General features: G+C 75.7%; 2 protein-coding genes. Both read left to right on the top strand.

Features of this window, described 5'->3' with window-relative positions:
* The first annotated feature begins 236 nt into the window (after positions 1 to 236).
* Positions 237 to 5,090 (top strand): amino acid adenylation domain-containing protein, encoded by a 4,854-nt coding sequence (locus ACFYSC_RS05935; protein ID WP_389957277.1) that lies wholly within the window; start codon positions 237 to 239, stop codon positions 5,088 to 5,090.
* Entirely contained in the window at positions 5,087 to 13,633 is an 8,547-nt protein-coding gene (locus ACFYSC_RS05930) for an amino acid adenylation domain-containing protein (RefSeq protein WP_389957275.1), read from the top strand. Before ACFYSC_RS05935 ends, ACFYSC_RS05930 begins: the two co-directional genes overlap by 4 nt.
* Positions 13,634 to 13,641 lie beyond the last annotated feature (8 nt).

Here is a 13,641-nt window from a genome sequence, read left to right as displayed (position 1 = left end):
CGGTCCGAGCGTCCACGAGGGCGGCCCCAGGCGTTCCCCGCCATGCCGACAATGTGCCTAAAAATCTATATAAGTAGACAAAAGCGGAAAAAGACTAGATAGCCTAACGATTTAATGAAGGGTCTTACTGTTATCCGTATCGCCCCATAACGTCTCCTCGGCGAGCCTGTGCGAAAAGGCGTGGACATCAAATACCACGCTGCACACGCGAGCACCTATGGCACAAAAAGCTCATAGTGAGCACGGAACGGTCGGGGGCGATCGAGACGTTTGAGGGATACGGGCGCGTCCACAAGGCGATAGAGGCCCAAAGTAGACAAACTCCGCAACGCGTCGCCGTCGTGGCGGGAACCACCCGGCTCAGCTACGCCGAGCTGGACCGCAGAGCGGACGGCGTCGCACGCGCCCTCGCCGCCGAGGGCATCGGGCGCGGCCACCTGGTCGGCGTCTGCCTGGAGCGCGACGAGTGGCTGGTCCCCGCACTGGTGGGGGTGTGGAAGGCGGGGGCGGCCTACGTGCCGCTGGACCCCGCCTACCCGGCCGAGCGGCTGCGGTTCATGGCCGGGGACTCCGCGGTGACCGCGGTGCTCACCTCCGCCGCGCTGCGCCGGACCGCCGCCCTCACCGGCGCCCGGCCCGTTCTCGTGGACGACGTGGCGCCGGGCGGCGAAGCATCCGACGATGTGGCACCGGACGGCGAAGCACCTGGCGCACCTGGCGCACCTGGCGCGCCCGGCGCGCCCGGGGCGACCGGGGCGACCGGCGCGACCGGTCATCCGGGCGACGGGACATCCCGGGCGTCCGGCGGTGGGGAGCCGGACGGGGACCCCGGCGACGCGGCGTACGTCATCTACACCTCCGGCTCCACCGGAACGCCCAAAGGCGTGGTCGTGGAGCACCGCAACACCCTCAACCTGCTGAGCTGGGAGGCGTCGGCGTACACCGCCGAGGAACTGGGCGGCATGCTGGCCACCGCCTCGATCTGCTTCGACCCGTCGATCAGCCAGCTCTTCCTGCCGCTGGTCGCCGGTGGGACGGTGATCCTGGCCGACAACCTGCTGGCGCTGCCGGACCTGCCCGCCCGCGACGAGGTGACCACGGTCTACGGGGTCCCCTCCGCGCTGACGGCGCTGCTGCGCGAGCCGCTGCCGAGCGGGGTGCGCGCGGTGTTCTCCGGCGGCGAGCCGCTGACCGCCGCCCTGGTGCGGCGGATCTACGCCAACCCCGGGGTGCGCCGGGTGCTGAACCTCTACGGCCCGACCGAGTGCACCACCACCTGCGCCGTCGCCGAGGTGCGCCGGGACCACGAGGGCGAGCCGTCCCTGGGCGAACCGATCGCCGGAGCCGTGTTCTCGGTCCGCGACGCGGCCGGAGACCCCGTCCCGGACGGGGAGGCGGGCGAGCTGTGGATCGGCGGGCCGGTGGTGACCCGCGGCTACCTGCGGGGCGACTCGTCCGCGTTCCGCACCGATCCGGACGGCGGCCGGGTCTACCGCAGCGGGGACCTGGTCCGCCGGGCGGACGGCGAGCTGCGCTTCGCCGGGCGGGCCGACGACCAGGTCAAGATCCGCGGCTACCGGGTGGAACCGGGCGAGGTGGAGGCCGTGCTGTCGCGCCACCCCGCGGTACGGCGGGCCGTCGTGCTGGCCGCGGCCGACGACGACGGGATCGCCTACCTCGCCGGCCACGCGGCGGCCTCCGGGGTGGGCGAGCCGGAGCTGCGCGACTGGCTGCGCGCCCGGCTGCCCGCCCACCTGGTGCCGACCCGCATCGGCGTGGCCGATGAGCTCCCGCTCGGCCCCAACGGCAAGGTGGACCGCGCGGCCCTGCCCCGGCTCGGCGCCGCCCGGCCGGCCGGCCCGGCGCCGGTGGCTCCGCGCACCGACGACGAGCGCCTGACGGCGGAGGTGATCGCCGGCGTCCTCGGCCTGCCCGAGGTCGGCGTGCACGACCGGTTCGCCGACCTGGGCGGGCACTCCCTGGCCGCCGCCAGGGTCGTCACCGAACTGTCCCGCCGGCTGGGGCACACCGTGCCGCTGGCGGCCTTCCTGACCGAGCCGACCGCCGCGGGCCTGGCCACCCGGCTGCGCCAGGCCGGCTCCGGACCGGTACGGCGGGCCGGCCGGACCCGGCACCCGCTCACCGGCACGCAGCGCCAGTTCTGGACCCTGCGGCAGTTCCACCCCGGAAGCCCGGTCACCACGCTGGGGATCCGGCTGCGCGTGCGCGGCCTGCCGGGTGTCGCGCCGCTGCGCGCGGCCCTGGACGCGGTCGTGCGCCGGCACGAGGTGCTGCGCAGCACGGTCGCCGTCGACGGGGACGGCACGCCGTACGCCGTGGTGCGTCCTCCGGCGCCGGTGCCGCTGACCGAGCACGCGGCGGGCGAGGATCCCGAGACCGTGGCCAGGACCGCGGCGTCGTACGTGTTCGACGTGACGAGCGAGGTGCCGCTGATGCGGGCCTCCCTGTGCCCGGTCGGCGGCGCGGAGGCCGAACTGGTGGTCGTGGTGGACCACATCGCCTTCGACGGCGGCTCCGTCGGGGTGCTGATGGGCGAACTGGCCGCCGGACTGGCCGGCGAGGTCGTCCCCGAACCGGCGGTCCAGGTCGGCGACGTGGCCGTGTGGCAGGAGGAACAGCCGGACCTGGAGCGGCTGCGGGAGTTCTGGCGGGCCGAGCTGGACGGCGCGCCCCCCGGGCCCCCCGCGCCCGCGGACCTGACGGCGGGCCGGGTGATCCGGCCGCTGCCCGGGGAGTTCACGGCGGATGTGGACGCGCTGGCCCGGGAGTGCGGCGCCACCCCGTTCGCGGTGTACCTGGCGGCCCTCGCCCTGGCGAGCGGTGAGCCCGACACGCTGGTCGGGGTGGCCGCGGCCCGGCGTGCCCGGCCGGAGCTGACCGGCGTCATCGGCCCGCTGATCGACATGGTGCCGGCACGGCTGCGGCCGGCCGATGAGCCGACCTTCCGGGACCTGGTCCGGCAGGCCGCCGCCGCGACCACCAGGGCCCTGGTCCACCAGGAGATCCCGCCCGCCGAGCTGCCCCGCGTTCCGGTGCTGCTGGCCATGCAGCACGCCGAGGTGCCGGTGCGCCTGGGCGGCCTGGAGCTGCTCACCGACCTGGGCTCGGGCGCCGCGGTCCACGAGCTCAGCGTGCTCGTCAACCGGACCGTGGACGGCACCGAACTGCAACTGGAGTACGGCCGCGCCCACCTCGACCCGCCGCGCGCCGAGGCGTACCTGGACCGGCTGACCTGGCTGCTGCGGTGCGCGCTGGCCGACCCGGACCGGCCCCCGGCGGCGTTCGAGCGGGTCACCCCGGACGAACGCGCCGCCCTGCTGGCCGCCGCGGCCGGTCCGGAGCTGCCGGAGACCCTCCCGACGGTCCCGGAGGCGCTGGCGGCCCACACCGGCGGGACGGCCGTCATCGGCCCGGACGGGACCTCGCTCGGCCACGCCGAGCTGCATGACTGGTCCGGGCGGGCGGCGGCGGCGCTGCTGGAGAACGGGATCGCACCGGGGGAGGTGGTCGGGGTCTGCCTGCCGCGCGACCACCTGATGCCGGCGGTCCTGCTGGCGGTGTGGCGGGCCGGCGCGGCGTACCTGCCGCTGGACCCGGAGCATCCCGCCGAACGGCTGCGCCGGCTGGCCCGGGACGCCGGGGTGCGGACGGTGCTCACCCGGGGAGGGGTGAGCGTTCCGGGCCTCGACACCCTCGACGTGGACCACCTGGTGGCCGCCCACCCCGGGCGGGCGGAGCTGCCGGTCGTGCGACCCGGGGATCTGGCGTACGTGCTCCACACCTCCGGTTCCACCGGGGAGCCCAAGGGGGTGGAGATCACCCACGGCGGCCTGGCCGCCTACGTGGCCGGGATCGCCGCCGCGCTGCGGCTGGGCCCCGGCGACGTCCAGCCGGCCGTGGCGCCGCTCACCTTCGACATCTCCGCCTCCGAGCTGTGGAGCGTCCTGGCGCGCGGCGGCACCTGCGTGGTGGTGGACCGGGCCACGGCCGTGGACGGGCACGCGCTGGCCGGACTGATCGCCTCCTGCGGGGCGACGGTGATCGACCTGGTGCCCACCGCGTACCGCCTGCTGCTGGCCGCCGGCTGGACCGGTGACCCGGCGCTGCGGGCCGTCGCAGGCGGGGAGAGCCTGGACGCGGCCCTGGCCGAGCGGATCCTGGAGCGGGTCGGCGAGCTGTGGAACGCCTACGGCCCCACCGAGACCACGGTCACCTCGACCCTGCACCGGGTCCGGGCGCCCGCGTCCGAGGGGGTGCCGATCGGGCCGCCGATGCCGGGGGAGCGGGCCTACGTGGTCGACGCCGGGCTGCGCCTGGTGCCGCCGGGCGCGGTGGGCGAGCTGCTGCTCGGCGGCGCCGGGGTGGCCCGGGGCTACCGGGGCCGGCCCGGGCAGACCGCGGACGCGTTCGTCGACGACCCGTTCACACCCGGCGGGCGGTGCTACCGGACCGGGGACCTGGTGCGGTGGCGGCCGGACGGGACGCTGGAGTTCCACGGCCGCACCGACCACCAGGTGAAGGTCCGCGGCTACCGGATCGAACTGGGCGAGATCGAGGCGGTGCTGCGGGAGGTGGCCGACGGGACGGTGACCGTGGCCGGCTCGGAGGCGCACGCCCACCTGGTCGGCTACGTCGCGCCGGAGACGGCCGACCTGGCCGCGGTCGAGAGCCACGTCCGGTCGCGGTTGCCCGGCCACATGGTGCCCCGGCGGTGGGTCGCGTTGCCGGCCCTGCCCACGTTGCCCAGCGGCAAGATCGACCGGAAGGCGCTGCCCGAGCCGGCCGACGTCCCGGAGGCGCGACGGGTCGCACCCGCCACCGACGCCGAACGCCTGGCGGCCACCATCTGGGCGGCCGTCCTGGAACGCCCCGCGATCTGGGCCGACGACGACTTCTTCGCCCTGGGCGGGCACTCCTTCGCCGCGACCCGCGTGGCCGTCCGGATCAGGGAGACGCTGGGGCTGGCCGTCCCCGTACGGATGCTGTTCGAGCGGCCGGTGCTCGCCGACTTCGCCGCCGGACTCGAAGAACTGCTGGTCGCCGAACTGACGGATGGGAGCCACGCATGACCGAGCTCGCTCAGGACCGGCTCGCAGAACTGCTCCGGTCCCGGTTCGCCGCCGCCCAGGCGGCGGCCGAGGCCCCCGGCGTCACGAGCATCCCGGCACGTTCCGAGACGGACATGCCGCTGTCGCCCGCCCAGGAACGGCTGTGGTTCCTGGCCCAGCTGGAGCCGGACTCCCCCGCGTACAACGTGCCGCTGGCGCTGCGGCTGAGCGGACCGGTGGACGTCGGCGCGCTCACCGCCGCGGTGGCCGACCTGGCCGACCGGCACTGGATCCTGCGCGGCGTCATCGACGGCACGAGGGTACGGCCGGCCGACGGCGTCCCCGTCTCCGTGGTGGACACCGACCCCGCGGAGCTGGAGCGGGAGCTGGCCGCCCAGGCGTGGCGCCCGTTCCGGCTGGACGCCGAGCCGCCCCTGCGGGCCACGGTGTTCCGGCTGGGCGGCCACGAGTGCGTGCTCGCGCTGACCCTGCACCACATCGCCACCGACGCCTGGTCGGAGAAGCTGCTGCTGGAGGACCTCTCGGCGCTGTACGCGGCCCGGCTCGGCCTGGCGCCGCGACCGGAGCCCCCGGCCCTGCAGTACGCGGACGTGGCCGCGTGGGAGGCCGGGCGGCCCGAGGACGACGTGGACTGGTGGACCGGGCGTCTGGCCGGCCTGCCGCCGGTGCTGGACCTGCCGGTCGCCCGGCCGCGCCCGGCCGTCTCCGCCTGGCAGGGTGCCGCGATCGAGGTCGAGGTGCCCGAGTCCCTGTCCGCGAAGGTGCGCGCGGTGACGGGCGCGACGCCGTTCATGGTGTTCCTGGCCGGCCTGCAGGCGCTGCTGGCCCGCCTGTCCGGCGGCGACGACATCGCCGTCGGGGTGCCGCACGCCGGACGGCACCACCCCGACGCCGAGAAGGTGGTGGGCTGCTTCATCAACACCCTGGTGATCCGCACCGACACCTCCGGCGATCCCACCGGCGCCGAACTGCTGGACCGGGCCCGTACGGCAGCGCTGGACGCGTTCGCCCACTCCCGCACGCCGTTCGAGCGGATCGTGGAGCGGCTGCGGCCGGAGCGGAACCTGTCGGTGACCCCGCTGTTCCAGGTGATGCTGAACGTCTACGACACCGGCGCGCCGGTGACCCTGCCCGGCCTGGACGTCCGTGCCGAACCGGTGCCCGCGCCGAACGCCAAGTTCGACCTGAACCTGGCGCTCGGCGACGACGGGAGCCGGTTCACCGGCGAGCTGCGCTACCGGACCGACCTGTTCGACGAGACCGCCGTCCGGCGGCTGGTGGAGTGGTACCTGGCGCTGCTGGACGGGATGCTCACCGACACCGGCGCGCCGGTCCGCCTCCCCGAGGGCCCCGACCTGCTCGGACCGGTCGCGGACCTGCCGACGGACGTGCCGCTGCACACACTGGTCGAGCGGATGGCCGACGCACATCCTGACGCGCTCGCGGTCGTCTCGTCCGCTACCTCGCGGCTCACGATGCCCCCGGAGTCCCCGGAGTCCCCGGAGTCCGCGGGCGCCGCGGGGCTCGCGGGGCTCGCGGAGCTCGGCTACGCGGAGCTGGACCGGCGGGCCAACCAGGTGGCGCACCGGCTGCTGGCCCTCGGGGTGCGGCCGCAGGAACCGGTCGCCGTGCTGATGGAACGGCGGCCCGAACTGGTGGTCGCCCTGCTGGGAGTGCTCAAGGCCGGCGCGGCCTACCTGCCGCTCGACCCGGTCTACCCGGCGCGGCGGACCGAGGCCGTCCTGGCCGCGTCGGGGGCCCGGATCGTGCTCACCGAGGCCGAGGTCGCCGCCGCCGGGGACGAGCCGGAGCACCGCCCGGACGTGGCGGTGCCGTCCGACCACCTGGCGTACGTGATCTACACCTCCGGCTCCACCGGGGAGCCCAAGGGCGTCGCGGTGGAACACCGGCAGATCACCCACTACCTGGGCGCGGTGGCCGGCCGGATCCCCGCGGGGACGTCCTCCTTCGCCCTGGTGTCCACCGCCGCGGCCGACCTGGGGCTGACCAACGTGCTGTGCGCGCTGACCTCCGGCGCCACCCTGCACCTGATCGACCACGAGACGGCCACCGACCCGGCCGCCTACGCCGCCTACCTGGCCGCGCGTCCGGTGGACGCGGTCAAGATGGTGCCCAGCCAGCTGGAACCGCTGGGGATGGACGCCCTGCCCGCGAAACTGCTGATCCTCGCCGGTGAGGCCGTGCCGCCCGACCTGCTGGAGCGGATACGGCGGGCACGGCCCGACCTGGCGGTGCAGATCCACTACGGCCCCACCGAGACGACGGTGTCGGTGCTGGCCTGCGACGCGGACGAGGTGCCTCCCGGCGTGGCGCCGCTGGGCCGGCCGCTGGCCGACGTGGCGTGCCGGGTGGCCGACCCCGGAGGGCGGGCCGTGCCGTACGGCGTGCCGGGGGAGCTGTGGATCGGCGGGCCCAGCCTGGCCCGCGGCTACCTGGGCCGGCCCGACCTGACGGCGCAGCGGTTCACCGGCGGCTGGTACCGCACGGGGGACCGGGTGCGGGTGAACGAGTCCGGCCTGGTGGAGTTCCTGGGGCGGATCGACGACCAGGTGAAGGTACGCGGCTTCCGGGTCGAGCTCGGCGAGGTCACCGCGGCGCTGCGGGCCCTGCCGCAGGTGGCGGAGGCGTTCGTGCAGCCGGTCGGCGCCGGGGCGGAGCGGCGCCTGACCGCCTGGGTGACCCCCGCGACCGTGGACGTCGCGCGGGTGCGGGCCGAGCTGCGGGAACGGCTGCCCGACTACATGGTGCCGGCCGCGATCGGCGCGCTGGACGCGCTGCCGCTCACCCCGAACGGCAAGGTGGACCGGGCGGCGCTGCCGGTCCCCGAGGCCGGTCCGGCGGTGCGGGTGCCGCCGGGCACACCGCAGGAGCACCTCGTCGCCGGGATCTGGGCGGAGGTGCTGGACCTGCCGCGGGTGTGGGCGGACGACGACTTCTTCGCCCTCGGCGGGCACTCCTTCGCCGCGACCCGGGTGGCCGGGCGGCTGCGGGAACGGCTGGGCGCGCCGGTCGCGGTGCGGCTGCTGTTCGAACACCCGGTGCTCGCCGACCTGGCCGCCCGCCTGCCCCGCCCGGCCACGGAGACCAGGGCGCGACGGCAGCGGGCGGACGGCCCGGCCCCGCTGTCGGGGGCGCAGGCCAGGCTGTGGTTCCTGGCGCAGCTGGAGCCGGAGAGCACGGCCTACAACGTGCCGCTGGCGCTGCGGCTGCGCGGGCCGCTCCAGGTGGAGGCGCTGCTGGGCGCCGTCCGCGACCTGGCCGAGCGGCACCGGGTGCTGCGCGGCGTGATCGACGACTCCGGCGCCGAACCGGTCCTGGTGACACGGCCCGCCGAGGACGTGCCGGTGTCGACCGCGGACGTCGACGCCTCCGAGGTGGAGGCGACGGTCGCCGCCCACCTGGCCACGCCGTTCGCGCTGGACCGGGAGCCGCCGATGCGGGCGGTGCTCCTCACGGTCGGCGACGCCGAGCACGTGCTCTCGCTCACCTTCCACCACATCGCCACCGACGCGTGGACCCGCGGGCTGCTGCTGTCGGAGCTGTCCGACCTGTACGCGGCCCGGCTCGGGCTGCGCCCGCCGCCGGAGGCGCCGCCGGCCCAGTATGCCGAGGTGGCGCCGGTCCCCGACACGGCGGACCTGGAGTGGTGGGCCGAGCGGCTGCGCGGCCTGCCGCCGGTGCTCGACCTGCCCACCGACCGGCCGCGTCCGGCGGTGCCCGACCCGGGCGGCGCCTCGGTGGAGCTCGAACTGCCGGTGGAGCTGGGCGAGCGGGTCAGGACGGTGGCCGCCACCTACCGGGCGACGCCGTTCATCGTGCTGCTGGCCGCGCTGCAGGCGCTGCTGGCGCGGCTGTCGGCCGGTACCGACATCGCGGTGGGTGTGCCGGTCTCCGGCAGGGACCACCCCGACACCGAGGGCGTGGTGGGCTGCTTCCTCAACACCGTGGTCGTGCGGACCGAGGTCGGCGGCGAACCGACCGGTCACGAGCTGCTGGCCCGGGTCAGGGAGGGCGCGCTGGGCGCCCTGGCGCACGCGGGCACGCCGTTCGACCGGGTGGTCGACCTGCTGCGGCCGGAGCGGAACCTGGCCGCGACCCCGCTGTTCCAGGTGATGCTGAACCACGTCACCGCCGTGGGACGGCCGCGGCTGCCCGGCCTGGAGGCGACCGAGATCCACCTGCCGGAGCTGACGGCGAAGTTCGACCTGAACTGGCACGTCGTCGACGCGGGGCCCGGCACGCCGCTGCGCGGCGGCCTCGGCTACCGCACCGACCTGTTCGACGCGGACACCGCGGCCCGGTTCACCCGGTGGTACGTGGCCCTGCTGGACGGGATGCTGGCCGACCTGGACGCGCCCGTGGGCGCGGTGCCGCTGGAGCCGGTGACCGGCCCGGTCCTGGCCGGCGAACCGCTGCCGCCCCCGGCCGGCCCTGCGTCCCAGACCGGTACGGCGGACGCGGCAGGTCCGGCCGGTACAGCGAGCCTGGCGTCCCCGGCCGGTCCGGCGGGCACGGCCGACGCGGCGGGTCCGGTGGGGGCGGTGGGCTCAATGTCCCCGGCCACCACGGTCGGCACGCCGGCGCCGCTGGACACGCCGGTGCACCGGCTGATCGAACGCTGGGTGGACGCCCGCCCCGACGCGCCGGCCGTGGTGGGCGCGGACCGCGCCCTGACCTACGCCGAGCTGGAGACGGACGCCAACCGGATCGCCCACTGGCTGCTGGCCGCGGAGGTGGGCGCCGACGAGCCGGTCGGCGTCCTGCTGGAGCCGGGAGCCGACCTGGCCTGCGCCCTGTTCGGGATCCAGAAGTCGGGCGGCGGTTACCTGCCGCTGGACCCGGCGTACCCGGCCGCGCGGATCACCGCCATGCTCGACGCCGCCGGCGTGCGGGCGGTGGTCACCACGGCCGAGTTCTCCGGCCTGGCCGGCGCCGGCCGCCGCGTGCTGGCACTCGACCGGCTCCCGTCCCTGGAGGCGACCCGGCCGCGGGTCGACGTGCGGCCGGAGCACCTGCACCACGTGATCTTCACCTCCGGCTCCACCGGCACTCCCAAGGCCGTGGCCGCCGAGCACCGCGGCGTGGTGAACTACCTGAACGGCATGCTGCCCCGGATCGACGTGCCGGGCGGTTCGTACGCGGTGGTGTCCACCCCCGCCGCCGACTTCGGCCTCACCTGCGTGTTCGGCGCCCTGACCACGGGCGGCACGGTGCACCTGGTGCCCCGGGAGACCGCGATGGACCCCGGCGCGTTCGCCGGCTACCTCGGCGCGCACCACATCGACGTGGTCAAGTGCGTGCCCAGCCACCTGGAGCTGCTGGCCTCCGGCGGCGACCTGGCCGCCGTCCTGCCGGGCAGACTGCTGATCCTGGCGGGGGAGGCGTGCCCGTGGGACCTCGTGGAGCGGGCCAGGGCCGCGCGGCCGGGCCTGCGGATCCAGAGCCACTACGGGCACACCGAGTCCACGATGATCTGCCTGGTCTGCGACACCGAGGAGATCCCGGTCGCGCACCGGACCGGGATCGTGCCGCTGGGCCGGCCCCTGCCGGGCGTGTACGGGCACCTGGTGGACGCGGGCATGCGGCCGGTTCCGGTCGGGGTGCCCGGCGAGCTGGTGGTCGGCGGACCGGGCGTGACCCGCGGCTACATCGGCCTGCCCGAGCTGACCGCGGAACGCTTCGTGCCCGACCCGCTGACCGGGCAGGGACGCTGCTACCGCAGCGGCGACCTGCTGCGCGTCACGGCCGACGGCCGGGTGGAGTTCCGCGGCCGGGTGGACGACCAGGTCAAGGTGCGCGGCTACCGGGTCGAGCTGGGTGAGATCATCACCGCGTTGCGCGCCCTGCCCCAGATCGCGGAGGCCGTGGTGCTGCCGGTGGGCGAGGGGAAGGCCAGGCAGCTCGCCGCCTGGGTGACACCGTCCGCCGGGAGATCCGGGGAGACCGGGGACGCAGGGGAGACCCGGAAGACCGGGGGAGCCGGGGAGACCGGGAGAGCCGGGGAGACCGGGGAGACCGGGGAGACCGGGAGGACGGTCGACACCGCGGCGGTCAGGGCCGCGCTCCGGGAGCGGTTGCCCGACTACATGGTCCCGGCCCGGTTCGTCGTCCTCGACCGGCTTCCGCTCAACCCGAACGGCAAGGTGGACCGGGCCGCCCTGCCCGCGCCGCAGGCGGAGACCGCCGTGTTCGTGCCGCCGTCCACGGCCGCCGAGGAACTGGTCGCCCTGGCCTGGGCGCGGGTGCTCGACGTGGCCGAGGTCGGGGCGCACGACGACTTCTTCGCCCTGGGTGGAGACTCCTTCGCCGCGGTCCGCGCGGTCAAGGAGATCGGCTCCGGCCTGCGGGTGATCGACCTGTTCACCCGGCCCACCGTCGCCGAACTGGCCGCGTTCCTGGACCACCGCGACGGCGGCGGGCTGCTGCACCGGCTGGGCGGCGGCCGTACCAGCGAGTTCACCCTGGTGTGCGTGCCGTACGGCGGCGGGTCGGCGGCCGTGTACCAGCCGCTCGCCTGGGCGCTGGGCGAGGGGGTGGAGGTGCTCGCGGCGGAGCTGCCCGGCCACGACCCGGCCCGGCCGGAGGAGTCGCCGCTGCCGCTGGACGAGCTGGTCGAGGCACTGGCCGCGGAAGTGGCCACGACCGCGTCCGCCCCGATCGCGATCTACGGTCACTGCGTGGGATCCGCGCCCGCGGTGGCCCTCGCCCGACGGCTGGAGGCGGACGGGATCCCCGTACTGGGCGTGATCGCGGGCGGCAGCTTCCCCAGCGCCCGGCTGCCCGGCCTGGCCCAGCGGCTGTTCCGCGGCGACCGATGGGTCTCCGACCGGATGTTCCGGGACGCGCTGCGCGCCACGGGCGGCCTGCTGGACGACATGGACGAGGCCGCCAAGGAGGTCGCGGTGCGGGCGATGCGCCACGACGCCGACCAGGCGCGGGAGTGGTTCGGCCGTGAGCTGGCCGCCCCGGGGACGCCGCTGCGCGCCCCCCTCCTGTGCGTGGTGGGCGAACGGGACCGCGCCACCGAGCTGTACCAGGAGCGGTACGCGGAGTGGGCGGCCTTCGCGCCCCGGGCGGACGTGGCCGTGCTGCCCCGCGCCGGTCACTACTTCCTGCGGCACCAGGCGGAGCCGCTGGCCGCCCTGGTGGCCGAGCACCTGCGGAACTGGGCGTCGGACCGGCTGCCCGCCCCGGTGCGTCCACCCGACCGCGCAGGCCGCACCGGCCTGCGCCCCTTCTACACCGTCGCGGCCGGGCAGTTCGCCTCGGCGGTGGGAACGGCGCTGAGCTCGTTCGCCCTCGGTGTCTGGGCCTACCAGCAGAGCGGCGAGATCCTGGACCTGGCCCTGATCGTGATGCTGGCGCAGATCCCGACCGTGCTGCTCACCCCGCTGGGCGGCGCGCTGGCCGACCGGTGGGACCGCCGCCGGATCATGCTGGCCTGCGACGCGATCTCCGGTCTCGCCATGGCGGCGCTGGTGCTGCTGATGGTCACCGGCCGGCTGGAACTGTGGAACGTGTGCCTCATCGTCGGCGCGACGTCGGTGGTCACCGCGTTCCAGATGCCCGCCTACCTGGCCGCGATCGCGCAACTGGTGCCCAAGCCGTACCTGCCGCAGGCCAACGCCGTGGCGAACCTGGGCTTCGGCGTCGGCAACGTGGTGGCCCCGCTCGCCGGGGGCGCGCTGATCGGCCTGTTCGGGCTGTCGTCGGTGGTGGCCATCGACGTGGTCTCGTTCGGGCTGGGGGTGGTGACCCTGCTGGCGGTCCGGTTCCCCAACCGGCTGTTCCACCGGCGGGAGGAGACGTTCCGGGCGGCGCTGACCGGCGGCTGGCGGTTCCTCATCCGCCGCCGTCCGCTGCTGGTGATGGCGCTCTACTTCGCGGTGGTCAACTTCTGCACCGCGCTGATGTGGGTGCTCGTCACCCCGGTCGTCCTGGCCATCGGCTCCCCGGCGTCCCTGGGCGCGGTGACCGCGGCCGGCGGCCTCGGCGCGGCCGTGGGCACCGCGGTGGTGCTGGTGTGGGGCGGGACCCGGCGCAGGACCGTCGGCATGATCGGCTTCGTGGCCGGGTCGGGGCTCGGCGTGGTGCTGATGGGCGTGTGGCCGGCGGTGTGGCTGGTCGCGGCCGGCCTGTTCCTCCGGCTGGCCTGCATGAGCATCGGCAACGCGCACTGGCTGTCCATCATCCAGGTGAAGGTGGGACCCGAGCTGCAGGGCCGGGTGCTGGCCGTCAACGTCATGCTCGCCACGGCCATGCAGCCGCTGGGCTTCCTGTCGGCCGGCCCGCTGGCCGACTGGGTTCAGCCGCACACCTCGGGGCCCGGCCGGGGGGCGGCGGCGGTGCTGCTGGTCAGCGGCGTGTTCCTGGTCGTCTGGGGACTGCTCGGACTGCGCCACCGCCCGCTGTACCGCCTGGAGGACCTGGTCCCCGACGCCGCACCGCCACCGGAGGCCGAGGCCGACCTGGACGCCATCCAGGACGGGGTGCTGAGCAGGGACGAGGCACTGAGCCGATGAACCGGACG

The sequence above is a fragment of the Streptosporangium sp. NPDC004379 genome, assembly GCF_042873875.1.
In the GTDB taxonomy this organism is placed as follows: Bacteria; Actinomycetota; Actinomycetes; order Streptosporangiales; family Streptosporangiaceae; genus Streptosporangium.
The sequence above is the reverse complement of the archived record's forward strand: the minus strand, read 5'-3'. Positions and strand labels throughout refer to the sequence as shown.

What these genes read in the sequence shown, in the direction of transcription:
- ACFYSC_RS05930 (WP_389957275.1), top strand. Translation starts at nt 5,087, where the DNA reads ATGACCGAGCTCGCTCAGGACCGGCTCGCAGAACTGCTCCGGTCCCGG.